Annotated in this window: 18 protein-coding genes; 8 read left to right on the top strand and 10 right to left on the bottom strand. The window is 58.2% G+C overall.

The annotated features are described in order from the left end of the window. Positions 1-19: 19 nt before the first annotated feature. Positions 20-1,480 (bottom strand): PLP-dependent aminotransferase family protein, encoded by a 1,461-nt coding sequence (locus QEZ52_RS17915; RefSeq protein WP_406645841.1) that lies wholly within the window; start codon positions 1,478-1,480, stop codon positions 20-22. 174 nt (positions 1,481-1,654) lie between these two features. On the opposite strand from QEZ52_RS17915, the gene QEZ52_RS17910 reads away from it, so the two are divergent. Both QEZ52_RS17910 and QEZ52_RS17905 read left to right on the top strand, forming a co-directional pair. Continuing rightward, positions 1,655-1,966, top strand: coding sequence for a helix-turn-helix transcriptional regulator (locus QEZ52_RS17910; protein ID WP_406645840.1), 312 nt, complete (start codon positions 1,655-1,657; stop codon positions 1,964-1,966). Continuing rightward, positions 1,959-2,987, top strand: a complete 1,029-nt coding sequence (locus QEZ52_RS17905; protein ID WP_406645839.1) for a permease — start codon at positions 1,959-1,961, stop codon at positions 2,985-2,987. Before QEZ52_RS17910 ends, QEZ52_RS17905 begins: the two co-directional genes overlap by 8 nt. A 322-nt stretch (positions 2,988-3,309) precedes the next feature. On the opposite strand, the gene QEZ52_RS17900 is transcribed toward QEZ52_RS17905, so the two are convergent. Then, a complete protein-coding gene (locus QEZ52_RS17900) occupies positions 3,310-4,707 on the bottom strand; it encodes an aspartate aminotransferase family protein (RefSeq protein ID WP_406645838.1) in 1,398 nt (465 codons plus the stop codon). Between the two features lie 272 nt (positions 4,708-4,979). Between QEZ52_RS17900 and QEZ52_RS17895 the strand changes: the two genes are divergently transcribed. From QEZ52_RS17895 to QEZ52_RS17880, 4 genes are all read left to right on the top strand, one after another. Next, complete coding sequence (locus tag QEZ52_RS17895; protein ID WP_406645837.1) at positions 4,980-6,260, top strand: NAD(P)/FAD-dependent oxidoreductase; 1,281 nt, start codon at positions 4,980-4,982, stop codon at positions 6,258-6,260. 278 nt (positions 6,261-6,538) lie between these two features. Next, on the top strand, positions 6,539-7,528 hold the full coding sequence (locus tag QEZ52_RS17890; RefSeq protein ID WP_406645836.1) for an ABC transporter substrate-binding protein: 990 nt from the start codon (positions 6,539-6,541) through the stop codon (positions 7,526-7,528). Between the two features lie 133 nt (positions 7,529-7,661). Continuing rightward, on the top strand, positions 7,662-8,468 hold the full coding sequence (locus tag QEZ52_RS17885; RefSeq protein WP_406645835.1) for a taurine ABC transporter ATP-binding protein: 807 nt from the start codon (positions 7,662-7,664) through the stop codon (positions 8,466-8,468). After that, a complete protein-coding gene (locus QEZ52_RS17880) occupies positions 8,465-9,733 on the top strand; it encodes an ABC transporter permease (RefSeq protein WP_406645834.1) in 1,269 nt (422 codons plus the stop codon). Before QEZ52_RS17885 ends, QEZ52_RS17880 begins: the two co-directional genes overlap by 4 nt. Positions 9,734-9,862: 129 nt before the next feature. Here QEZ52_RS17880 and ccmI read toward each other — a convergent pair whose 3' ends face one another. The 4 genes from ccmI to QEZ52_RS17860 all read right to left on the bottom strand — a co-directional run bounded on the left by ccmI (position 9,863) and on the right by QEZ52_RS17860 (position 14,523). Next, the gene (gene ccmI / locus QEZ52_RS17875; protein WP_406645833.1) at positions 9,863-11,272 is read right to left on the bottom strand and encodes a c-type cytochrome biogenesis protein CcmI; all 1,410 of its coding nucleotides are present in this window, start codon (positions 11,270-11,272) and stop codon (positions 9,863-9,865) included. Beyond that, positions 11,269-11,736 carry a cytochrome c-type biogenesis protein gene (locus QEZ52_RS17870; protein ID WP_406645832.1) on the bottom strand — a complete coding sequence of 156 codons (468 nt, stop codon included), beginning with the start codon at positions 11,734-11,736 and terminating at the stop codon, positions 11,269-11,271. The genes ccmI and QEZ52_RS17870 overlap by 4 nt, the downstream gene beginning before the upstream one ends. Positions 11,737-11,744: 8 nt before the next feature. Continuing rightward, the gene (locus tag QEZ52_RS17865) at positions 11,745-13,736 is read right to left on the bottom strand and encodes a heme lyase CcmF/NrfE family subunit (protein ID WP_406645831.1); all 1,992 of its coding nucleotides are present in this window, start codon (positions 13,734-13,736) and stop codon (positions 11,745-11,747) included. A 202-nt stretch (positions 13,737-13,938) separates the two neighbouring features. Continuing rightward, positions 13,939-14,523, bottom strand: coding sequence for a 3'-5' exonuclease (locus QEZ52_RS17860; protein WP_406645830.1), 585 nt, complete (start codon positions 14,521-14,523; stop codon positions 13,939-13,941). Between the two features lie 627 nt (positions 14,524-15,150). On the opposite strand from QEZ52_RS17860, the gene QEZ52_RS17855 reads away from it, so the two are divergent. After that, complete coding sequence (locus QEZ52_RS17855) at positions 15,151-16,191, top strand: HesA/MoeB/ThiF family protein (protein WP_406645829.1); 1,041 nt, start codon at positions 15,151-15,153, stop codon at positions 16,189-16,191. Between the two features lie 147 nt (positions 16,192-16,338). Here QEZ52_RS17855 and QEZ52_RS17850 read toward each other — a convergent pair whose 3' ends face one another. After that, positions 16,339-17,547 (bottom strand): trans-sulfuration enzyme family protein, encoded by a 1,209-nt coding sequence (locus QEZ52_RS17850; protein ID WP_406645828.1) that lies wholly within the window; start codon positions 17,545-17,547, stop codon positions 16,339-16,341. A 126-nt stretch (positions 17,548-17,673) separates the two neighbouring features. Here QEZ52_RS17850 and QEZ52_RS17845 point away from each other — a divergent pair, with 126 nt between their 5' ends. Further along, complete coding sequence (locus QEZ52_RS17845) at positions 17,674-19,686, top strand: M3 family metallopeptidase (protein WP_406645827.1); 2,013 nt, start codon at positions 17,674-17,676, stop codon at positions 19,684-19,686. 159 nt (positions 19,687-19,845) lie between these two features. Here QEZ52_RS17845 and QEZ52_RS17840 read toward each other — a convergent pair whose 3' ends face one another. Genes QEZ52_RS17840 through mrdA form a run of 3 tightly spaced genes read right to left on the bottom strand, consistent with a single transcriptional unit; the run spans position 19,846 to position 23,883 of the window. Next, a complete protein-coding gene (locus tag QEZ52_RS17840; protein WP_406645826.1) occupies positions 19,846-20,778 on the bottom strand; it encodes a 2-hydroxyacid dehydrogenase in 933 nt (310 codons plus the stop codon). Between the two features lie 25 nt (positions 20,779-20,803). Continuing rightward, a complete protein-coding gene (rodA, locus tag QEZ52_RS17835) occupies positions 20,804-21,943 on the bottom strand; it encodes an FtsW/RodA/SpoVE family cell cycle protein (RefSeq protein WP_406645825.1) in 1,140 nt (379 codons plus the stop codon). After that, on the bottom strand, positions 21,940-23,883 hold the full coding sequence (gene mrdA / locus QEZ52_RS17830; RefSeq protein WP_406645824.1) for a penicillin-binding protein 2: 1,944 nt from the start codon (positions 23,881-23,883) through the stop codon (positions 21,940-21,942). The genes rodA and mrdA overlap by 4 nt, the downstream gene beginning before the upstream one ends. Between the last annotated feature and the right edge of the window lie 9 nt (positions 23,884-23,892).

Raw genomic sequence — 23,892 nt, 5'->3', positions numbered from 1 at the left:
GGCCGGTTAACGCCAGATGCTACATTTTGCGAATCGCGCTCGCTATTTTTTCGACGCCGGGTTCGATGCGAGACGGCGCAATCGACGAATACCCGAGCCGATAGAAATTGTGTTTGCGGTTCGATGCGTGAAAAAACGGTGCGCCTGGTTCGATCAACACGTCCTCTTCGCGCAGGATTTCGGCCAGTCTGGTGGTGTCGATCCGGTCCGGAGCCTGCATCCACAAGGAAGACCCGCCATAGACGCCGCGCCCGGCAATGGTGAGTTTGTGTTTGGCGACAGCATCTTCGAGAGTTCGCCGGCGTTCGTGTAAAGCTGTGGCTGTCCGCCTGATCTGAGCGTCGTAGTGACCCAATGACAGAAAATAGGCCGCCGTACGTTGGACGTGGCCAGGCGGGTGGCGCAGGACGCTGGCCCGCAGGGCGCGTGCCTGACGAATAAAGGGTTCGGACCCCACCAGATATCCAAGGCGCAAGCCAGGAAACAAAGATTTCGAAAAGCTGCCCGTATAGATGACACGCCCGTCTTCATCCATGGATTTGAGAGCGGGCGATGGCGCGGCCAGAAATGCCATCTCGAAATCATAGTCGTCTTCGACGATCAGAGCATCCAGTTGCCTTGCGCGCTCCAACAAACGCTTTCTGCGCTCGACCGGCATTGTCGCGGTCGTAGGTGCATGGTGGCTGGGCGTGGTAAAGATGACATCTGTGTTGGCTGTAATCGCTTCGGGGCGCAGGCCATCGCGATCCACGGCTATCGGGTCCAGCTGACAGCGCGATTGAACCAACAGATCGCGCAGCGAATAATAGCATGGGTCTTCGATGGCGGCCTTGCGATCCGGGCCCAGCAGAATCTGAGAAGCAAGCCAAAGCGCGTTCTGGGCTCCCAAAGTGATGAGGATCTCTTCGGGGCGCGCGGTGACACCGCGCCGTGGCAAGGTGTGTCGGGCGATGTATTCCACCAACAACGGATCGTCCTGGTCGAAATAATCGACTGTCATCGGGGTGAAATCCTTGTGCCCCAAAGCCCGCATGGCGCACAGGCGCCAGTTTGCGTGATCAAACAATGTGGGATCGGCCTGACCATAGATGAACGGATACTTTAGCTGATGCCAATCCAACGGCTTGCGCGGCGTGTCTCCGCCGGTGAAGGTTCGGGCCAAGGCCCGGGACCAATCAACGCGATCCTGAGTTCTGGTCGTCGGCGCATAGGTCGGCGGAATCGGTGCGTTTTCGGAAACATAATATCCCGAGCGGCCGCGCGAGGTGATGTAGTCATTGGCCAAAAGTTCCGTATAGGCCAGGGTCACGGTAATCCGGCTGATCCCTAAGTGGGCCGCCAATTTGCGTGAGGAGGGGAGTTTTTCCCCGACATGAAACCGCCCTGAAAGAATCCCCTCAGCAATCATTTGCTGAATTTGGGATTGCAGGGTGCCCTGTACGTCGGGATTGAGAAAGAAGGTATCGACTGAGATTGCCATGAGGGCAGACTAGTTTGGACTTAATCCAGGTGCAATCTGGACATATTGGAAAAAGCCAATAGTGATCGTTTTTCTTTGAGCGTTCGGTGTGGCGGGCCGCTTTTGTGGAACAAGTGGGTTGAATTTCGCAAAAGAAACTATAAAACTAGTTTAATAGGTTTTAGGAGAATCAACATGCAATGGGAAATGGCAGCGCAGGGATTCGCGGCTATGGGGTCCGAAGCAAGGCTCAAGGTATTGCGCACATTGATCCGCGCCGGTCATGCGGGGTTGACCGTCGGAGAGATTCAGGACCGCACGGGCATTGCGCCATCTACATTGGCGCATCATCTCAAATTCCTGTCCGGGGCGGATCTGGTTGATCAGGAGAAATCCGGGCGTCAGGTCATCAATCGGGCCAGGTTCACACAATTGGAAGCGTTGGCGGGGTTCATTTTGAACGAATGCTGTCAGGATGAAGATAAAAAGGCTGCAAACGATGGCTGATATTGCACAAAGTACCTCTGCGCGGCGGGATTGGACGGGGTGGGTGAAAACGCCCTGGACCGTGAGTGTCGTGCTGTTGATCGCGGTTGCGGTTTTGGATCCCGGCAACGTTCGGGAGGTTGTGGGATTTGCGCTGGCGGCTCTGGCCCATACGGCCCGATACATCCTGTTTGCCGTTTTGCTGTTGGCGTATCTCAAAGCGACGGGGGCCGAAGTTCTGGTGGCGCGGGCCTTTGAGGGGCGCGAAACCCGCATGATCCTTTTGGCGGCTCTTTTCGGAGGCCTGGCTCCGTTCTGTTCCTGTGAAGTCATCCCATTCATTGCCGGTTTGTTGGCGCTTGGGGCTCCTTTGTCGGCAGTCATGGCGTTCTGGCTGAGCTCGCCGTTGATTGACCCACCCACATTGTTGATCACGGCCGGTGCTCTGGGGTGGCCGTTTGCAATTGGCAAGGCCGTGGCGGCCGTCGGCCTGGGTCTATTCGGCGGGTTTGCCATTCGCGCCTTGAAAGGGCATGGAGCCTTTGCGGCTCCGCTCAAGGTGTACAAGCCATCTGGTTGCTGTGGCGGCACCAAGGTGGAGGACCCCAAACCCCATTGGGCGTTCTGGCAGGAAGAGCCGCGTCGCGCAGTGTTCAAGGCCGAGTTTGTCAGCAATGGTCTGTTTTTGCTAAAGTGGCTGGCCTTGGCGTATGTTCTGGAAGCGCTGCTGGTGAATTATGTCCCTGCAGACCTGATTGCTCAGGCTGTTGGTGGCGAAGGGGTTGTTCCGATCGCAGTTGCGGCCCTGGTCGGGATGCCTGCCTATCTGAACTCCTACGTTGCACCGCCGCTGTTGGCCGGGCTGATGGAGCAGGGCATGAGCGCTGGTGCTGCAATGGCGTTCATGGTTGCTGGCGCGATCAGCTCGATCCCGGCGATGGCGGCAGTCTGGTCACTGGTGAAGCCGCAGGTGTTCTTTACTTATCTGGGGCTGGGGATCGCTGGCGCGATTGTCAGCGGGATCCTGTTTCAGATGGTCTAGCAGATCGCATTAGCGTCGCCTGGCTTTGCGTGAGGGGCGGTCAAACACAGACGGAACAAGCGGTGCCGGTGCTGAACCGGTGCCGCTATTTTGTGATCAGTCGCCGGGCGGAAAGCAGGTGGACCTGTTTGGTCAACGGCGCGGTGACACAATTCGCCCTTTTGCAAGGTGTCCGTATCTGGTTGAAGCTGCGGCGTTTTGAGGGCGGAAAATTCTTGGAGAAAGAATTTTGGTAAGAAAATTTGTGAATTTTCTTGGGCGCTTGCGGCGCGGAAGCGCCCTCACCCCAGGGGAAGAAACCGGGGTGAGGGCAACGTCTTGGTTACCCGAAGACGCGTGTCAGGGCGACATCAACGGAATCCGTGATCTTGTCGATGTCATCAGCCGTGGCGATCAGCGCGGGGCTGAAGCACAGGGTGTTGTTGCGGCTCGGGATCGAGCGGTTGGTCACACCGATGATGACGCCTTGGGCACCACATTCGGCCACAACCTGCTGGGCCAGCTTTTCTGCGACAGGTTCTTTTGTTGACCGGTCTGCGACCAGCTCGGCCCCCAGGAACAGGCCCTTGCCACGCACGTCACCGATCACCTTGTGCTTTTCCATGAGCGCCTGAAGATTGCCCATCATCCGATCACCCATGTTGGCGCAATTGCCCAACAGGTCTTCGTCTTCGATGATGCGCATGTTTTCCAAAGCAGCCGCAGGGCCGGCAGTGCAGCCCCCAAACGTCGAGATGTCACGGAAGTAGTTCATCGGATCCGAGGCGTCATCCTTGAACAGGTCAAAGACGTCTTCGGTGGTGGTCATGCAGGCAATCGCGGCGTATCCGGACGCCACACCTTTGGCCATGGTCACAAAGTCGGGTTTGATACCGTACTGTTGATAACCAAACCAGGTGCCGGTGCGGCCGACACCACAGACAACTTCGTCGATATGCAGCAGCACGTCGTACTTCTTGCAGATCTCCTGGACCCGCTCCCAATACCCTTCGGGCGCTTCGATCACGCCACCACCGGCCGTCACCGGTTCCAGACACAGCAGGCCGACAGTTTCCGGACCTTCGCGCAGGATCACCTCTTCGATGGCATCGGCACAGGCCTGGCCAAAGGCTTCGCCGGACAGGTCTTCCAGGCCCAATTCGTGCTTGCGGTATTCCATGCAGTGGGGCACGCGCACGAAATCGGGCGCAAACGGGCCATATTGTGCGGTGCGCTCGTCCTGCCCACCGGCCGACATGGTCGCCAGAGTCGAACCATGATAATCGCGGTCGCGATACAGGATCTTGGTTTTCTTGCCGCCATAACGCTTGTGCGCGATCTGGCGCACCATCTTGAACACCTTCTCGTTCGCTTCGGACCCGGAGTTGGTGTAATAGACGCGGCTCATGCCGGGCATTTTGCTGATCAGCTTTTGCGCAAACAGCGATCCGGGTATCGAACCGGCCGAGTTGGCGAAATAGCACACTTTCATCAATTGCTCGTAGACGGCCTTGGCAATGGATTCACGGCCATAGCCAACATTGACGGTCCAGACGCCACCTGAAACGGCATCCAGGAATTCCTTGCCGTTCTGATCCCAGACGCGCATGTCCTTGCCTTCGACTATGATGCGGGGATCCGATGTTTCCAGCGCCTTGTGCTGGAACAGGTGGTGCCACAGGTGAGCCTTGTCGGCTTCGACCACGCGGGAAAGATCGTTTTCGTTGAACGTGCCGTCCATGACATGTCCTTTCATTCTATATGAGACGCTTTGCGCGCGCCCCCGCTGACCGGGGCTATTTGCGATAAGTCACCACACATGGAAACCGTGGTGGAATATAGGGCCAGATTCCCAAATCCCGTAACGCCAGAGCGAGGGTGGAAAATCATAAGATGCTGAAAATAAATAGGTTTGATAAAAATGATCAAATTTCATGACCACCTGGACAGAGTGTGAGCTTGGCAGACCAGCAAACTGGCGACAGGTTAGATAAAACTGCGATGAGGGTGAGAATGATGGACGTCAATTCACTGTGGCGGGTCACGGCTCCCAAACCCCCAATCGGTCTGGGAGCCAGTGGAGATCTGTGCTGTGACGTTCTGGTTGTTGGTGGCGGCTTTACAGGTCTGCGCGCGGCGTTGGAAATGGCCGAAGCCGGAACCGATGTGATCGTGCTCGAGGCGGAAACCTTGGGATACGGTGCATCCGGGCGCAGCGGAGGGCAAGTCAATCCGATGTTGCCAGTGACCTATCCCGCAGATTTGCGCCGCGCCGTGGGAGATGTCTATTTTGAACGTATGGCAGACGTGTCTTTGCGCTCGGCTGATGATCTGTTTGATCTGGTGCGGAAATATCGAATTGCATGTGATGCGCGCCAAAATGGATGGGTTCGGTGTAATCACTGCGACAAGGCCCGAACAGCCTGGGAAAAGGCCGCGCGTTTGTGGAACGCTTTCGGTGCTGGGTTCGAATTTCTGGGGCAAGCGGATGTACAGCGTCTGACCGGAGCGTCCGGATATGGCTCGGCTGTGTTGTCACCCAAAGGCGGTGCAGTCCAACCGTTGTCTCTGGTATACGGGCTTGCCGCCGCCGCCGTTGCCGCCGGAGCGCGCATCATAGAGGGGGCCAGAGCCAGCCAGCCACGCCGTGAAGGTGCTGATTGGGTACTCAATATTGATCAGGGTCAGGTGCGCGCGCAATCAATCATTGTTGCAACCAATGGGTATACCGATGATCTGATCCCGGGATTGAAACGCTCTATCCTGCCGCTGACACCGGTTCAGATCGCGACCGAACCTTTGAGCGACGATCAAATCGGTCCGATTCTGGCACAAGGACATACGATTTCCGATACCCGACGTCTGATCATGTACGCCCGTCGCGAACCTGGTAACCAAATGGTGTTCGGGGGCATCGGGTTTCGTAAACCTTTCGGTGGCACAGGCGGCTTCAGGTGGCTGCTGCAAGATGCCCCCAGGATCTTTCCCAGCCTCAAGGGGGTCAAATGGACATATCGCTGGGGGGGTGAAATTGCGCTGACATCAGATCATGTCCCGCATCTGCACGAACCGGAACCGGGGATCTTTGCGGGGCTGGGCTATAATGGCCGTGGTGTCGCGATGTCTCTTGTCATGGGCAAGGTTCTGGCCCAGCGGGCGTTGGGCGCAGGTGCCGAAAGCCTGCCGTTCCCGGTTACCGGCATGCGCAATTATCGGTTCCGTGACATCCAGGTCAGAGGCGCTGGTTTGGCTATGGGATTGATGCGGGTTCGGGATAAACTGGAAGCAGATTGAAATCTGGACTTAGTCGGGGAGTGAAACTGGGAGTATCGTAGCAGCCCAACCATGAACATTGTTTGGGTCAACCCTTGGCCCGGAGCAAATTGAGAAGCTGTCATGCAGTTTGAATTCAATCAAGTCTCTGGACTCCAAAGTCAGGGTGTCGCAGCCTAAGAGCGGGATAACCGTCAAAAAAATAAAGGGAACTGGATCTCACGGGGTCTTAATCCCAAAAAACACGACTGGGCAGGGCTCGAAAGGGGCTGTCCAAAATGATCAACTGGGAGAAAAAGATGATCAAAAACAAAATCAAGAGCTTCGCATTTGCAGCCGCCGCAGCCGTCACGGCGCAGGCGGCCGTCGCCGAAGAGCTGACCGTTGGGTATTTCCTAGAATGGCCCATGCCCTTCCTGGCGGCAAAAGCCGACAAATCCTATGACGAAGCTCTGGGAATGACAGTGAACTGGGTCAGCTTTGAAACCGGCACAGCAATGAGCGCGGCCATGGCGTCGGGCGACGTTCAGATTTCGGTCAGCCAAGGTGTGCCGCCTTTCGTCGTCGCGGCCAGCGCCGGTCAGGACATCCAGGTTCTCGACGTTGCGGTGTCTTACTCGGAAAATGACAACTGTGTCGTACGTGCCGATTTGGAAGTGGACAAAGATTCGGCCAGCGAACTGGCGGGCAAGAAAGTGGCTGTTCCAATGGGAACTGCGGCCCACTATGGCTTCCTGCGCCAGATGGACCACTTTGGAATTGATCTGGCGTCGCTGGACATCGTTGACATGGCACCCCCAGAAGGCGCAGCTGCGCTGGCCCAGGGTGCCGTCGATTTTGCCTGTGGCTATGGCGGCGGATTGGGCCGCATGAAGGAGCATGGCAACACGCTTTTGACCGGTGCGGAAAAAGAAGAACTGGGTATCCTGGTGTTTGACGTGACATCGGCCCCTGCAGGGTTTGTCGCCGAAAGCAGCGACGTTGTTTCCACATTCCTCAGCGTCACAGCGGCTGCCAACGAAAAGTGGAACTCGGGTGCCGGTGGCGACGAGATGCTGGCCGTGATTGCCAAGGAATCCGGCATGGACATCGACTCGGCGCGCAGCGCGATTTCGACCATGAAATTCCCGGGCGTCGAAGAGCAGTTGTCGCAGACGTGGCTGGGTGGCAACGCTCAGACATTCATGAAGGGTGTGGCTGACGTGTTCGTGACCGCCGGGTCGATTGATTCGGCGCTGGATAGCTATGAAAACGCTGTGAACGCCGGTCCTCTGGGCGCGGCTCAGTAATCGCTGATTGCACATTGGGCGGGCGTTCGCGACGAACCCCGCCCTTTTTGTCACCACTTCCCTGCACAGCCGGGGCACACCGCCGTTCCCAGCTGTCCGAAAATGATAACATACAACGCGCGAGGTCGCCCGTATGTCTGGACTTTCCATAGAAAACATCTCGATGCGTTTCGATCTGCCCAATGGCGGATCGGTTCAGGCGCTGAAAGATGTCTCCCTGCATCTCAAAGAAGGTGAATTGATGAGCGTGCTCGGCCCTTCGGGCTGCGGCAAGACGACATTATTGAATATTCTGGCTGGTTTCCTGGCACCGACCGAAGGTCAGATCGTCATGAACGGCCACCGCGTGATCGGCCCGGATGCCGAACGCGGCATGGTGTTTCAAAAAGGTGCCCTGTTTGAATGGATGAGCGTGCGTGAAAACGTGGGTTTCGGCCCGTCGATGAAGGGAATGCCAAAACTCGACAAGGTCGAAATTGTCGATCACCTGTTGGATGTGGTCGGGCTTCAGGACTTCAAGGAAAAGGCCGTTTACGAACTGTCTGGCGGGATGCAGCAGCGGGTGGCGTTGGCGCGTTGCCTGGCCAATGATCCCGATGTGATCCTGATGGACGAACCGTTGGGCGCATTGGATGCGCTGACCCGGGAAAAGATGCAATCGCTCGTTTTGAAACTGTGGAAGGAAACCGGCAAGACCATTATCCTGATCACCCATTCGGTCGAAGAGGCGCTGTTGTTGGGCGAACGCCTGCTGGTCATGGCGCCACGCCCGGGGCGCATTCACAAGGAATATAACCTGCCGTTTGCTGATATGGGCGTTGGGCAGGATCTGCGTGAAGTCAAGAAACATCCTGATTTTGCCGTCAAACGCGATGAGATCCTGGGCATGATCTGGGACATGGAAGAAGAAATCATGGGACGCACGGAGGCCGCACAATGATACCGTTTCTCCTTTATGCTGCGATTTTTATCGGTGCGTTCTATATTGTGAAGTTCCTGGTGCATCGCACCGCCAAACACGACTACACGTCGCTCAAGACCGTGACCTTTGGTGATGAAAGCGCGGTTGTCTCTGACCGGGTGGCCAGCGTGATTTCGGTCGTGACCATCTTTGTCATGTGGGGGATCTTTACCGGCTCGACCCTGCTGCCTGGCTTTTTGCATGCTCCGGGACCGTTCGAGGGCGAAGCGTCCTTTGAATATACCGCGCAGGCAGAAAATGGTGACCGCGACACCGCCACGGTGACGGTGTTGGTGCATCCCGTCGATCAGCAGGTGGACAAACCCGAAGTCGACCCCGGTGACGGCTGGGCCAAGAACGACAGTGCCACCATTGGAATGTGGCGCAGTGGTTTGATCCGGGTCGACAAGAATGACGAAATTGGCCGCAGCGAAGGCGCAAAAGTCGTCGCTGTCAACGGAACGCCAATTGCACCGGGTGGGTCGGTCGAAACCGATTTTGGACGGGTTGGAATGTCGCCCAAGGGGACATTGAACTTTGAACCGAACAAAGGCTGGCAAATGGAGCCGATCTGGTTGCCGGCCCCCGAAGACGTGGCCGTCCGGCTGGCTGAAATTGCCTCCGAGGGTTTCCGCGATACCACCCTTCTGGAACATCTCGGCTTTTCGTTGATGCGCGTTGTGATGGGTTTCGTTCTGGGGGCTTTGGTCGGTATCCCATTGGGATATGCCATGGGGTTGTCCAATTGGTTCCGTGGATGGTTCGACCCGATCGTCGAATTCATGCGCCCGGTGCCACCGCTTGCGTTGATCCCGCTGGTCATCATCTGGGCCGGGATCGGTGAAGCGGGCAAGATCATCCTGTTGTTCCTGGCCGCATTGTGGATCATGGCGATTGCTGCCCGTTCGGGTGTGTCCGGCGTGAATATTTCCAAGGTCCACGCGGCCTATAGCCTGGGTGCCAGCAAAGTGCAGATCATGCGCTATGTGATCATGCCAAACTCGCTGCCGGAAATCTTTACCGGAGCCCGCGTCGCCATGGGCGTTTGTTGGGGGACAGTTGTGGCTGCTGAACTGGTGGCCGCCGAAAAGGGGGCCGGCATGATGATCATGGTCGCTTCCAAGTTCCAGAACACCGATATCGTCATCATGGGGATAATCCTGATTGGTGTCATCGGGTTCGGCATCGATATGCTGATGCGCTGGATGGAGCGTCTCATGGTGCCGTGGAAAGGCAAAGCGTAACAGTCGCTATACCATAAAAATGACAACAGGCCGGGGTTTCCCCGGCCTGTTTACGTTTCGCCTGGCCCCATGATCGGCCAAAGCGCATGACATTTGACCTTCGATACGTGTCGGGCCCCGATTGCGTATTCAGCGCTGGACCAACTGTCCGGCAGCCTCTTTCAATGTGGCCAGGGAAACCGTGTCAGTTTCGAAAACAGTCAATGCGGTTTTATACGCCTGTTTTGCCTGTTCATCCCGACCCAATGTCGCATAGGAGCGCACCAGCATGACCCAACCGTCCAGATCCATGGGATCATCCTGCAAGCGGTCGGCCAGCCCTGCGACCATATCGTCGATCATCTGATCACGTTCACCCTGGCTCAACTCTGACATCGCAGCCACTGCGGCTGCGTCCGGCCCCTTGTTAAGCGCAAGACCCAAGGCTTGCTCAGCCTCGTCAATCTTGCGGCTGACGAACGGGGCATTGGCATATTCCACCCGTGCGGTGTTCAACGCGTCCCGGGCCGCATCCGGATCATTGCTGTCGACATACAGGCGGGCGAGTTCGATCCAGCCTTTGAAATCCCTGGGGGTTTTGGCAAGACGGTTCGCGAGATTGGCGATATCCGCCGCAGAACTCAGAGCCGGTCCGGACGCCACATTGTTTTGGGCGGCTTTGATTTCGGCAGGGGTTGCATCGGGCAGGATCTGACGCAGATCCGCCCCGATGGTCCGGGCCACATCAACGATGTCGCGACGGACCAAAGGCACCCAGGGTGCAGATGGATCAGAGGAGTCGAGCAAGGTGACCCAGCCAACCAATGCGCCCTGATAATCCTGTGCCTGGGCCTTGGCCAAAGACAGATAATAATGGGCCCGTGGGTCGTTGAAATCCTGGGCCAGTTGCAAAAACAGCTCCCTGGCCTCGGCGGAAACCACGTCGTTGTTGGCAGATACGATGGCTTCGGCATAGGCCGATTGGATTTCGGGTTGATCAGTGGCGAGGCTGGCAGCTTTGCCATAGGCGTCGCGCGATTTGGCGTATTCCCCGATCACAGCATAGGACTGTGCCAACAGAACCCAGGCGTCCAGATTCTCAGGATCCTGTTCGGCCTTTTGCGCCAATAATTGAATGCTGCTGCGCAGGTCGCCCGCTTCGGCTTTTTGGTGCAGGATGTCGTCGGCCCGCGCCGCCAATGGCTGGTCGGGGGCGCCGGGCGCGCCCAATCCGGCATACAGCGCCAAGCCCAAAATCGCTGTGACGGCGGTCAGGCCCAGCGTTGCCATAGGTGCGCCGCGTGACGCAACCAGAGCTCGTTCATTCTGTCGTGACACATGCAGCGCCCGGCGTTCGATTTCCAATGTTGCGGCTTCGGCCTCAGTGGCGCTGATCAAGCCGGAGGCACGATCTCGATCGACTTCTTTCATCTGATCCCGATAGATCGACAGCGCGCCGTCTACGCCAGACAGTTCGCCCGGCTTGGCGCGCAGAAATGGCCACGCGATCCAAAACCCGGCGGCGATGGCAGTCGTGGTAATGACGATCCAGAACATCATTCCTGATCCCCCTTCAACAGCTTGCGGGCTTCGGCGCGGTCTGCGTCAGACAAGGCCCCGCTAGAGGTTCGCAGTGTCGGGCGCTGGCGCAGGTAGACAGCAGCCCCTGCGATGGACATCAGCACCAACAGCACCGGCGCGGCCCACAGCGCGTATGTTTTGGGCGAGACCGGAGGATTCAGCAGCACAAAGTCGCCAAAGCGTTCGTGAACGTAATCCAGCACCTGTTGATCACTGTCCCCTGCATCCATCCGTTCGCGCACCACGACGCGCAGGTCCCGCGCCAGGCCGGCATTGGAGTCAAAAATTGATTGGTTCCGGCATTTCAGACACCGCAGCTGGCGACCGATATCTCGGGCGCGGGCCTCTTGTGCGGGGTCGGTGAACATCTCCTCGGAATCCAGCGCCAGCGCGCCGGTGGCGAGGGACAGTATCAGGGCAATGAAGGTCAGAAAGCGGGTCATTGCGGGCCTCATTCGGCAGGTTGCACAGCAGGGGGGGCGGGCCGGTTGCGTTTGCCGGATGGAGCTCCGATACGCAGCCGCCGGTCGGTCAGGGACACAAGTGCGGCAAAGGTGATCAGCAGAGCGCCCAACCACATCCAAGGTACCCCTGGATTATAATAGTACCGTGTGACCCAACCGCCCTGACCGTCGGGATCCCCCAGCACACCATAGAGGTCACCGTGCCAAAGCGTCACAATTCCCGCTTCGGTCGATGGCTTTTGTTCAATCGGATACCAGCGCCGTTCCGGGTGCAAAGTGGTGACAGGGGCACCGTCTTGGGTGACGATAATCGTGGCCGTGAGTGCCTCATAATTCGGTCCCAGGGTTTCCGAGACCCCTTGGAGGGTGAATTCATAGGCTCCGACAGGCATGGGCACGCCGGGTTCTACCGATTGGATGACTTCAACCTTCCACACAGACACCGCAACAACACCGGCTGCCGCTATGGCAAGCCCCAGATGCCCCAGGTACATTCCCCAGGCCGAACGGGGCAATCCAACCATTCGGCGCAACAGAATGCCGAGCGGCACGCCGGGAAAGCCGGAACGATGCAGGAGGTCCTGACAGGTCGCAATAGCCAGCCACAACGCCACAAAGGCACCGAACAGGCCTGCAGGGTCCAACAGACGGAGAACGACGGCCAATAGACCCGTCAGAGCGGCCGAAAGGACAGTGGTCATGGCAACGCGACGGAAAACATCGTGCTTTCGCGCCCGTTTCCATGACAGAAATGGCCCAATTCCTGCACCCAGCATCACGGCACCGAACACCGGCAGGAATGCCTGATTGAAATAGGGAGCCCCGACCGAAATCTTGTCGCCGGTCACCACTTCCAGCACCAGGGGGTACATGGTCCCCACAAAGACGATGCCACAGCCCGCCGACAGAAGCAGATTGTTGACCAGCAGGCCGGTTTCACGCGACCAGATGGCAAAGACACCGCCATCTTCCATCGCGGGTGCGCGCCAGGCAAACAGACTGAGCGCGCCGCCGATGGCAATGGCCAGCAGCAACAGGATGAACACACCGCGTTCGGGGTCAGTGGCAAAAGCGTGGACCGAGGTCAAAATGCCCGAGCGCACTAGGAACGTGCCGATCAACGACAGCGAAAACGTCAGGATGGCCAACAAGATGGTCCATTTCAGCAGGGCATTTCGCTTTTCCACCACGATGGCGGAATGCAACAGAGCAGTTCCGATCAGCCACGGCATGAAGGATGCGTTTTCGACCGGGTCCCAAAACCAGAACCCGCCCCAGCCGAGTTCATAGTAGGCCCACCAGGACCCCAGAGCGATGCCAGCGGTCAGCCCGGACCAGGCCAGCAACACCCAGGGCCGCATCCAACGGGCCCAGGCCGGATCGACCCGGCCGGTGATCAGCGCAGCTACGGCAAAGGAAAAGGCCGTCGAGAAACCAACGTAACCCAGATACAAAAGCGGCGGATGAAAAGCGACGCCGGGATCCTGCAGCAACGGATTCATCCCCTGTCCATCCATCGGCGGCATAGGCAGGCGTTCAAACGGGTTCGATGTCAGCAGGATAAACGCGTAGAACCCCACACCGATCATCGCCTGAACCGCCAGAACCGTGGCGCGCATCGCCACGGGTATTATGCGCCCAAAGACAGAAATAAGAACACCGAACAGCGCCAGCATCAGCACCCACAGCAACATCGACCCTTCGTGGTTGGCCCAGACGCCTGTGATCTTGTACAGCATCGGTTTGCCGGAATGGGAATTCAACGCTGTGGTCAGGACAGAGAAATCCGACGTCACAAATGCGTGTGTCAAAACCCCAAAGGCAATGGCAACGCCCAGAAATTGGATCTGGGCGGCAGTGTCGGCAACCCGCATGGCTGCGGTATTGCCCCGTTGTGCGCCCCAAAGGGGGATCACCGATTGCACGATGGCGGCGATCAACGCCACACACAGGGCAAAATGGCCAAATTCGACGATCATGGTCGTTGCTCCGAATGGTCAGATTATGCGTCGGCCGCAGCCTGACGGAGGTCTTCGTTGGCAGCGGTCATATCTGGAGCGAGCAAAGGGGGCCTTGAGATGAGTCAAGCCGCCTGTTTATTCGAGCGGGGAAGGGGTCGGGTCTTTCCTGCGCCCAATGCCGCTGGAAATCGGATGGGAAGCGCCGCCGGGAATTCAGGTCTCAAAACTGAAAGGACAGCTGAAACCCATGCCGGTGGCCGGTGATTTCAGCAAACGACCGACCCATTTTTTGTTCGGCCTGCAGGGTGACCAGCGCCGCAGCGCGGGCATCTTCGCCGGCATCATGGTGTTTGAACACAAGACCCAGAACCTCTTTGAGGTTGGCCAACCCGTGACCACCGCTGCCCTTGAGCTCGGGCCAGGCCTTTCGCGCAATTGTCACACTGTTGCTCCACTGAAGGCGGGGGCTGGCCAGCCCGTGCATCTTGCAGGCCGCCGCGATTGCCTTTTCGTCAAATCGGCTGTGTTGAACCAGTGGATGACGGGTCAGGAGCGGCAACAGCTGCGGCCAGATCTGGGTAAAGGTCGGTGCCCCGCACACCGTGTCTGCGCCGATTCCGTGCAGTTCGACATTGAACGGAGCAAAGGGCAGCTGTGGGTCGACCAGGGTCGTATAGCTCTGGATGGACCCGAGCGTTCCGACGCAGGCCAGCCCGATCTGACAAATGCTGGCACTGTCCGCACATGAGGTTTCCACGTCCAGCGCGATGAACCGAAAGTCGCCGTCAGGAATCGGGGTGGTCATTGCATTGCCTTTGCTGCTGCCACGATAGCGCGGCCAAGTTGTACGTCGGGTCCGGACATGTCCTGCCTTGCGCTGAGGGTGATAGAAGCCTGCCGTCGGGTGCCCACAAAGACAAGACCCGAATAGCGAGGTTGGGCACCAACAGGGAGATCCGGTTCGTGCAGGCTCAAAGCTTGCTTGCTTGTGTGGATTGATGGCTGTGATCCTTTGACAAGAGCGATGGGCTGCGATGCCGGGCGGAGCTCTTTTTGTGGCAGGACACGGCCCTTTCCAAATGGCTCCATATTTGCACGTTGCATACCATGTGTTCTCTTCTAGATACGGAGCAGACCGTTTAGACAGCATTGGGCACAGTCGTGTCGTGCAGGAGTGAAACAGACAGAAAAGGCGCAACCACGTGGATTACCCCATCAGTCGCACGGCAGATCTCCTGGTGTCGCCATGTAATACAGCTCGTTCTGGGCGGATCGAACCGAATGCCAAACACGAGACCTGTGGGATCGCACAGGGAGATGGGTGTGCGGGGCTGATTGCGTCCCCTGCCGGACAGGCCCCGTTCGACGCGGCTGATATATCGGGGGGTGCCGAGCACATCGCGGCTGGTTTCGGCTTGGCTGGAGGACGTCGATGATACTGGTTTTGGGGACTGCTGCGCTGATCTGGTGGGGTGGAGCCTTTGCCGGTTTTGGCCGGGTTGTGCGCGTGTTGCTGTTGATCGTGCTGTTTTTTGCAGTTGTGTCTATCCATCTGGTTTTGCCGCCCGAAAGCGGTTTGCGTCAGGCCACCGGGGGATCGGCAGCGCTCTGGCTGATCTTGGGGGGCTGTGGCATTGTGGCCGGCGGATACGCGCGGCTGGTTGCTGCGCTGAGGGCCCGGGCACAGCCAAAGGAACAGACCGTGACACAAAAAACAGGCACCTTTTCGGAAACAGAGCTCAATCGTTATGCCCGCCACATCGTGCTGCGCGAAATCGGTGGACCGGGACAGAAAAAGCTGAAACAGGCGCGCGTCTTGGTGATCGGAGCAGGTGGTTTGGGCGCGCCAGCCTTGCAGTATCTGGCTGCGGCCGGGGTCGGTACCATCGGGGTCATTGACGACGATGAGGTGGAAAACGCCAACCTGCAACGGCAGGTTATTCATCGCGATGCTGACATCGGCGTACCAAAAGTGTTTTCGGCGAAAGCTGCCATGGAAGCGCAAAATCCGAATGTGGAGGTCAAACCCTATCACCGGCGTTTGAACGAAGAGATCGCGGCAGAGCTGTTTGCGGAATATGATGTGATTCTGGACGGGACGGATAATTTCGAAACCCGATACTTGGCGAACAGGATAGCGGTGAATTTAGGTAAGCCATTGATATCAGGCGCTTTGTCGCAGTGGGAAGGGCAATTGTCAGTGTTCCATCCCGGCGCGGGCGGCCCCTGCTATCAATGTATCTTCCCAGAAGCACCGGCACCCGGTTTGGCACCATCCTGTTCCGAGGCAGGCGTGATCGGTCCATTGCCCGGAGTGATAGGGTCGATGATGGCCGTCGAGACGATCAAGCAGATCACAGGGGCAGGAGCGGTGCTGAGGGCCGAGATGCTGATTTATGACGGACTGTATGGAGAAACCCGCAAGATCCGCCTGGCCCCGCGCGCGGACTGCCCTGTATGTGGCAACGGTTGAGAAGAGGGCGCTGACGGCGGAACTGGCACCGCGCGCCGATGGCGCGCGGCGTGGCCCAACGCCGGGAAAGGCATCTTTGATGCCTGACCGGGGGCGGGAGCCCATCGTCTGATCGGTGCGTGCAAGCACGCACCCTACGCTGGGTTCTCAAAGAACACGGTCAAGATCAGCGATCAGGTCTTCGGCATCTTCGAGACCGATGGACAGCCTGAAAATACCATCTCCAGCAAAACTCCGATAGCTTTCCTCCTGGGTTGGATCCAGACGAAAGGAAGTCTCCATCAGCCCTGCGGTTTCCATCCAGAACACCAATGACCGGTGGTGGCCCAATGATACGGCATAGTGGATCACCTGCAGGTCGTCGATCATCCGCTGGGCAGTGGCCCGGCCAACGGCTGCACTTCCAACCTGAAAGCTGATCATGCCCGAGGTGTTTGACATCTGCGCCTGGGCCAGTTCAGCCTGAGGATGCGAGGACAAGCCTGGGTACATGACCTGGGTTACTTTGGGATGTGTTTCCAGAAATTCGGCCACGGCCTGAGCGCCGGATGCGTGGGCTTTCATCCTGAGCGGCAGTGTCGCCATCCCTCGGGCAATCAGCCAGGCGTTAAAGGGGGACAGGATACCACCATGGTGTATCGCTGATTCCAACCGCATCTTTGCAATCAGCTCGGCGGACCCGGCCACCGCACCGCCAACTGCATCGCCATGACCCCCGATGTACTTGGTGATCGAATGCATCACCAAATCAATCCCCAGAGCTTGGGAATTCATACCAAGCGGCGAGGCAAAGGTCGCATCGCATGAATGCAACGCCCCTGCCGAATGGGCAATCCTGGACACAGCGGCCAGATCAGTCAGCCGCAGAATCGGGTTCACCGGGCTTTCCGAATGAATGAGCCGCGTGTTTGGGCGTACCGCCGCCGTGACCGCAGCCAGATCTGACAGGTTCACCGTGCTCACTTCAATGCCCAGTCGGGGCAGGGTATCGCGCGCTAATTCGGCTACTCCCGCATAGGACACATCCGACACGATCAGATGATCCCCGGCCGACAGGAAGGTCAGGAAAATTGCTGTCGCTGCTGCCATGCCCGATGCGGTGCAAAGGCAGGCTTGAGTTCCTTGAAGCGCGGCGATTTTTGCCTCCAGCGACGCGACATTCGGATTGGACCAGCGGGCATAAAGAAAGGCACTGTCTTCCGCCAGGTCATGGGCGGAAAACCCAGCGACATTTTCTGTCACAAAGGTCGATGACATATGCAGCGGAGGTGCCGAAGCACCAGTCGTCGGATCGGGGCCTTCACCCGCGTGAATCGCCGTTGTTTGAATGCCTTGAAAAACGTTGCCCTTGGCCATAGAACCCTCCTCACTATTTCGCGATACACTGGTCATCTCTGATCACCCTTGCAAGCCTGATTGCGACCCCCCACCTTTGCCGTTAGCGTCGCCCATAATGTCAGGGGCCAAAGGAGATTTTTCTGCATGACCAACCCGCTGTTGTCCGACTGGGACACCCCATTTCAGATCGCTCCATTCGACCAGATTTCAGATGATGATTTCGCCCCGGCGCTGGATCAGGCTCTTGCCGATCACAAGATCCAGATTTCCGCCATTGCAGAGAATCCTGAACCGCCAACCTTTGCCAATGTGATCGAAGCGCTGGAAACTCCGTCTCAGGGGCTGGACCAGACCCTGTCGGTATTTTTCACGGTTGCAGGGGCTGACAGCAACCCGGCCCGCCAAGCATTGCAACGGGACTTCTCCCCCAAACTCGCGGCGCATTTTTCGGAGATCACTGCAAACAAGACGCTGTTCACCCGGGTTCAGGCGGTTTGGGATCAGCGTGGGACACTGGATCTGACCGACGAACAGCAGCGGGTTTTGATGCTGACCCATCGCAGCTTTATCCGGGGTGGTGCGGCGCTGACGGGAAACGATGACACCCGTATGCAAGAGATCAAGGGCCGACTCGCGACGTTGGGCACCGAGTTCACGCAAAACTTGCTGGCAGACGAGCGTGATTGGTTCATGGCGTTGTCGGAAAGCGATCTCGAAGGTCTGCCGCAGTTTGTTGTCGATGCAGCCCGTGCAGCTGGAACAGACAAGGATGTGGGCGGGCCTGTGATCACCTTGTCTCGGTCCCTGATCACCCCCTTCCTACAGTTTTCATCCCGACGGGACCTGCGGGAAACCGCCTACAATGCCTGGGCTGCGCGTGGGGCAAATGGGGGAAAGACCGATAATCGTGCGATTGCTGCAGAAATCCTGACCTTGCGCCAGGAACGGGCGCAACTGCTGGGTTATGACAGCTTTGCAGACTACAAGTTGGAAACCGAAATGGCCAAGACACCGTCGGCGGTCGAGCAACTGTTGATGGATGTCTGGGGCCCGGCCAAGACGCAGGCCGACCGGGATGCGCAGGTCCTGACCGAAATGATGCATGCCGATGGGATCAACGGCGAACTGGAACCCTGGGATTGGCGCTACTACGCTGAAAAACGGCGCAAGGCGGAACATGATCTGGATGAAGCCGAACTGAAACCGTATCTGCAACTCGATCGGATGATCGAGGCATGTTTTGCGTGCGCCAATCGGCTCTTTGGGTTGGAATTTGCGCCACTTGACGTGTCTCTATATCACGCCGACTGCCGCGCCTGGGAGGTGACACGCCATGGTGAACACGTGGCTGTTTTTATAGGCGACTATTTTGCGCGCGGTTCGAAACGGTCCGGCGCCTGGTGTTCGGCAATGCGCCAACAGGCCAAATTTCCACAACCGCAAACTCCCGTGGTGATAAACGTGTGCAACTTTGCCAAGGGCGAACCGGCGTTGCTCTCCTATGATGATGCGCGCACCCTGTTTCACGAATTTGGCCACGCGTTGCATCAAATGCTTTCGAATGTGATCTACGAGAGCATTTCCGGAACGTCGGTCGCGCGTGATTTTGTCGAGCTGCCCAGCCAACTGTACGAACATTGGCTGGAGGTGCCGGAGGTCCTGAGGGAATTCGCCACCCATGCCGTCACAGGCGCGCCGATGCCACAGGACATGCTGGACAAGGTTCTGGGCGCTTCGACGTTTGATATGGGATTTCAGACGGTGGAATATGTTGCCTCGGCCTTGGTCGATCTGGCCTTTCATCGCGGACCTGCGCCGGATGATCCAATGCTCAAACAGGCTCAGGTTCTCGGAGAGATTGGCATGCCTCATGCGATCACAATGCGCCACGCGACCCCGCATTTCGCGCATGTCTTTGCCGGGGATGGCTATAGTTCGGGATACTATAGCTACATGTGGTCCGAAGTGATGGACGCCGATGCCTTTTCCGCCTTCGAAGAGGCCGGTGGCCCATTTGACGCGGAACGGGCCCAAGCGCTGGAGAATAACATTCTATCCACTGGAGGATCACGCGATCCTGCCGACTTGTACGTCGCCTTCCGTGGCCGTCTTCCCGGTGTTCAGGCCTTGCTCAAAGGGCGTGGCTTGGTCGCATGAAAAAGCGCCCGTTTCGGGCGCTGCCTCCGGCGGAGGTATTTTGAACCAGAAAGAAGCGGAACACGCGGCTGCTTCTTTCTGGTAAAAATACCTTGGGGGTGAATGGCCTGAAAGGCCAGAGGGGGCAACGCCCCCGGTCTTGTCACGCGCCGTCGAGGCTCAGTAGCCCAGATCGGGATCAACAAGGTGAACGAAAGGTTCGCCGTTCTCGCCGCGCCGGATGTTTTCGCAGATCACTTGTGCAGCAGTGACCGGGCGGGTTTCCGACGCAATATGGGGTGTCACTGTTACATTGGGGTGTGCCCAGTACGGATGTTCCGAAGGCAGCGGTTCGATCCGGAAGACATCAAGCGTCGCATGGCCGACCTGTCCACTCTCCAAAGCCGCAAGGAGGGCGTCGTCGTCGATCAGCGGGCCGCGCCCGGGGTTGATGATCCGCGCGCCGTGGGGCAGCAATGCCAAAGTGTCAGCGTTCAGAATGTTTTCCGTTGCCGGTGTATCGGGAAGCAGCAGAACTACGATGTCCGCTCCGTTCAACGCCAGGCTCAGGCCGTCGGCCCCATGATGGCAGGTCACACCCTCAATCTCCTTTGGCGAGCGGCTCCAACCCGAAACCTGGAAATTCAGTGTCCGCAAGGCACGGGCCGATGCTTCGCCCAGAGCACCTAGGCCCAGAATGGCGATCTTGCGATCTTTTGCCAGGGGTGCAGGGGCAAAGACCCAATCGTGGTTCGGATTGACGATTTGCGCATCCATCCCCAGATGATAGCGCAGCACATGGCCGGTAACCCATTCCGTCATGCCATCGGCAAGACCGTGATCGACCATCCGAGCCAGTGGCATGGTCAGGGTTTTGTTGCCAACGATCTTTTCCACTCCGGCCCAAAGGCTGAGCACAGCCTTGAGCCGGGTGAATGGCGTAAAGTCCGCGATCCCCCCATCAGGCGCATAAATGACGTAATCGACCTGGTCGGCTGGAAAATCCGTGGCGAGATTGAAAGAGATCCCGGCTTTGGTCAGGTAGCGGGTGATCAGCGGTTCATAAATGGGCCAGAGGGCGGCGCGCGCCGAGAACAGGATGTTGGCAGTCATAGGGAGATTGCTCCGAAAGTGAGGGTCAGCGAGGACGGTGAACATGCGCGCTTTGGACCAGTCCAAAGGCTGCAAGCAGAACCAGCATTGCCGACCCGCCATAGGACACCATTGGCAATGGCACGCCAACCACTGGGGCCAGCCCCATGACCATGGACATATTCACGGCAAAGAAAAGGAAAAAAGTTATCGCCACCCCCCAGGTCACCAGCGACGAAAACCGGTCCCGCGCAGCCAGGGCACCGGCGACGCAGAAAACGATAATCAGCGTATAGAGTGACAACAGGGAAATCCCGCCGAGAAAGCCGAATTCTTCGGCCAGGGTGGTAAAGATGAAGTCCGTGTGTTTTTCAGGAAGAAAGTTCAGCCGCGATTGGGTGCCTTGCATGAACCCGCGCCCGGTCCAGCCGCCCGAACCCAGCGCGATCTTGGATTGGGTGATGTGATAGCCGGCACCCAGAGGATCCGTTGAGGGGTCCAGAAAGGTGTCGATGCGGCGGTATTGGTAATCCTTGAGCAGCTGCCAATCGGTGCCACGGCTCTTGAACACGGCAGTGATCAGCCCGATTCCCGCGCCGATAACGGCCGTGAAATAGGCCCAATGCACCCCGGCCAGAAACATGATCCCTCCGCCAGCCGCCAGCAACAGGATCGAGGTCCCCAGGTCCGGTTGGCGCAGCACCATGAAGGTCGGTAGCAGGATCATCAGAACCGGCAACAGAACCCACAGCGGCCGTGATGTCTTGTTCGGGGGGAGCCAATCGTAATAGGCGGCCAGCAACATCACCAATGTGATCTTGGTCAACTCAGACGGTTGCAATCGCATGAAACCGACGTCGATCCAGCGTTGGGCCCCCATGCCGACTGTGCCAAAGAATTCAACAGCCAACAGCAAAAGCAGTGATCCCAGATAGGCCACCACTGAAACATTGCGCCAAAACCAGATCGGGATCATCGCCACGAACAGCATGACGAACATCCCCAATGCAAACCGTTTGACTTGGGGCTCGACCCAGGGGCTGAATGAACCGCCAGCCACGGAATAGAGCATCAGGAAACCGACACCGGCCACCGAAGCCAACAACAACAGCAATGCCCAGTTCAGATACAGGATCTTGCGCAGCCCGCTGGGTGTATATTTGGCGTTATACTCGAGATAACTCATGCGCGGTCGCTTCCGTCTGCTTTTCGCGGCGGGCTTTCGCGTTGCAGGCGTTCCTGTAGCGCCTGAATGTGGCTGCGGTCCTTTTTGGGATAGGCTGACAGGGGCGGGGTTTCACCGTACAGCGCCTGAAGCATGATATCGCGGGCAATGGGGGCGGCTGCCGTGGATCCACCGCCGCCATGTTCGACAACCACGCTGACCGCGTATTTCGGATCGTCAAACGGCGCAAAGCCGACAAAGAGCGCGTGGTCCCGGCGTTCCCACGGCAGATCTTTGTTCCGGATCACCCCGGCGGCGCGTTCGGCGGCCGTGATGTTGCGGACCTGGCTGGTGCCGGTTTTGCCCGCCATGCGCAAACCATCAGCAATGATGCGCGACCGATAGGCAGTGCCACGTCGGTCATTGCTGACGGCATACATGGCCCGACGCAGGGTGCGCAGGTTGTTTTCGTTGACCCCCAAAGATTCGCCTGCGCCGTCTGGTTGTTCGACGCCATTGATGGATTTCACAAGACGCGGCGTGACACTGCGCCCGGTCGCGAGCCGCGCGGTCATCACGGCCAGCTGCAGGGGGGATGCCAGCATATAACCCTGTCCGATTGACGCGTTGGCGGTATCCCCGATCAGCCAGTCCTGACCATGCACACGCTCTTTCCATGCTTTGTTCGGGGCCAACCCCCGCGCGACGGCAGACATCGGCAGGTTGTGCTTTACGCCCAGTCCGAACCGTTTGGCCATATCCGAAATCTTGTCGATCCCGACCCTGAGCGCAAGATCATAATAGTAGACATCACAGCTTTGCTTGAGCGAGTTCAACAGGTCAACGTGACCATGTCCGGCGCGCTTCCAGCAATGAAACCTGCGGCCCGATACCTCCAGGTGGCCAGGACACCAAACGGTTTCTTCGGTGCCTGTGATACCAGCCTCCAATGCGGCCAACGCAGTGATCATCTTAAAGGTTGATCCGGGTGGATAGGTGCCCTGAACCGTCTTGTTGGCCAACGGGCGATAGGGGTCTTCGGTCAGGCCGCGGTAGTCAGCGACAGAAATGCCGCGTACGAACAGATTGGGATCAAAGCTGGGCGAAGAGGCAATGGCACGCAAATCGCCGCTTTCGCAATCGACGACAACGGCTGCGGCGCTTTCGTTGCCCAACCGGGCCTGAAGATAGAATTGCAAATCCGTGTCGATGGTCAACTGCATGTCGGCACCGGGCTGGCCTTCGCGGCGGTCGAGTTCGCGCATAACCCGCCCGGTGGCGTTGACCTCGACCCGTTTGGCACCGGCCTTGCCGCGCAGCATGTCTTCGCTCTTGGCTTCGAACCCGACCTTGCCGATCTGAAACCGCGGGATGCGAAGGATCGGTTCCGGGTCTTCGATCTTGGACAGATCGTAATCGGATACGGGGCCGACATAGCCGACCACATGTGCCAGATCTTCCATCTGCGGATAGACCCGTGTCAGGCCGACTTCGGGGGTGACCCCGGGCAGGGCCGGGGCATTGACCGCGACGCGGGAAATGTCGTGCCAGCCGATTTGGTCGGCGATTGTGATTGGCAGAAACGGGGGGCTGCGACGCATTTCGGCCATGGCCCGTTCCAGATCTTCGGGGTCCAGCGGCACCAGTTTTTGCAGATTGGCGATAACCTTTTCCACGTCACCGGCGTCTTCGCGCACCATGGTGATCCTGTAGGACGGTGTATTTTGCGCCAACACTGCTCCGTTGCGGTCGAAAATTTCACCGCGCGCAGGAGGGATCAACCGGATGTTGATCCGGTTCTCTTCGGCCAGCAGGCGAAACTGGTCGGCCTGATCCACCTGCAAGTGCCGCATCCGTGCCGCCAGACCACCGACAAAGGCCAACTGCAGGCCGCCCAGCACCAGCGAGCGCCGATTCAGAATCTTGTGAGAATGCTCCAGATCACGGGGATTGCGTTTCATCTCTGGCCT

The organism is Aliisedimentitalea scapharcae, assembly GCF_045277565.1.
GTDB lineage: Bacteria > Pseudomonadota > Alphaproteobacteria > Rhodobacterales > Rhodobacteraceae > Aliisedimentitalea > Aliisedimentitalea scapharcae.
This window is presented reverse-complemented; position numbering and strand designations above follow the sequence as displayed.

What these genes read in the sequence shown, in the direction of transcription:
- QEZ52_RS17915 (WP_406645841.1), bottom strand. Translation starts at nt 1,480, where the DNA reads ATGGCAATCTCAGTCGATACCTTCTTTCTCAATCCCGACGTACAGGGC.
- QEZ52_RS17910 (WP_406645840.1), top strand. Translation starts at nt 1,655, where the DNA reads ATGCAATGGGAAATGGCAGCGCAGGGATTCGCGGCTATGGGGTCCGAA.
- QEZ52_RS17905 (WP_406645839.1), top strand. Translation starts at nt 1,959, where the DNA reads ATGGCTGATATTGCACAAAGTACCTCTGCGCGGCGGGATTGGACGGGG.
- QEZ52_RS17900 (WP_406645838.1), bottom strand. Translation starts at nt 4,707, where the DNA reads ATGGACGGCACGTTCAACGAAAACGATCTTTCCCGCGTGGTCGAAGCC.
- QEZ52_RS17895 (WP_406645837.1), top strand. Translation starts at nt 4,980, where the DNA reads ATGATGGACGTCAATTCACTGTGGCGGGTCACGGCTCCCAAACCCCCA.
- QEZ52_RS17890 (WP_406645836.1), top strand. Translation starts at nt 6,539, where the DNA reads ATGATCAAAAACAAAATCAAGAGCTTCGCATTTGCAGCCGCCGCAGCC.
- QEZ52_RS17885 (WP_406645835.1), top strand. Translation starts at nt 7,662, where the DNA reads ATGTCTGGACTTTCCATAGAAAACATCTCGATGCGTTTCGATCTGCCC.
- QEZ52_RS17880 (WP_406645834.1), top strand. Translation starts at nt 8,465, where the DNA reads ATGATACCGTTTCTCCTTTATGCTGCGATTTTTATCGGTGCGTTCTAT.
- ccmI (WP_406645833.1), bottom strand. Translation starts at nt 11,272, where the DNA reads ATGATGTTCTGGATCGTCATTACCACGACTGCCATCGCCGCCGGGTTT.
- QEZ52_RS17870 (WP_406645832.1), bottom strand. Translation starts at nt 11,736, where the DNA reads ATGACCCGCTTTCTGACCTTCATTGCCCTGATACTGTCCCTCGCCACC.
- QEZ52_RS17865 (WP_406645831.1), bottom strand. Translation starts at nt 13,736, where the DNA reads ATGATCGTCGAATTTGGCCATTTTGCCCTGTGTGTGGCGTTGATCGCC.
- QEZ52_RS17860 (WP_406645830.1), bottom strand. Translation starts at nt 14,523, where the DNA reads ATGACCACCCCGATTCCTGACGGCGACTTTCGGTTCATCGCGCTGGAC.
- QEZ52_RS17855 (WP_406645829.1), top strand. Translation starts at nt 15,151, where the DNA reads ATGATACTGGTTTTGGGGACTGCTGCGCTGATCTGGTGGGGTGGAGCC.
- QEZ52_RS17850 (WP_406645828.1), bottom strand. Translation starts at nt 17,547, where the DNA reads ATGGCCAAGGGCAACGTTTTTCAAGGCATTCAAACAACGGCGATTCAC.
- QEZ52_RS17845 (WP_406645827.1), top strand. Translation starts at nt 17,674, where the DNA reads ATGACCAACCCGCTGTTGTCCGACTGGGACACCCCATTTCAGATCGCT.
- QEZ52_RS17840 (WP_406645826.1), bottom strand. Translation starts at nt 20,778, where the DNA reads ATGACTGCCAACATCCTGTTCTCGGCGCGCGCCGCCCTCTGGCCCATT.
- rodA (WP_406645825.1), bottom strand. Translation starts at nt 21,943, where the DNA reads ATGAGTTATCTCGAGTATAACGCCAAATATACACCCAGCGGGCTGCGC.
- mrdA (WP_406645824.1), bottom strand. Translation starts at nt 23,883, where the DNA reads ATGAAACGCAATCCCCGTGATCTGGAGCATTCTCACAAGATTCTGAAT.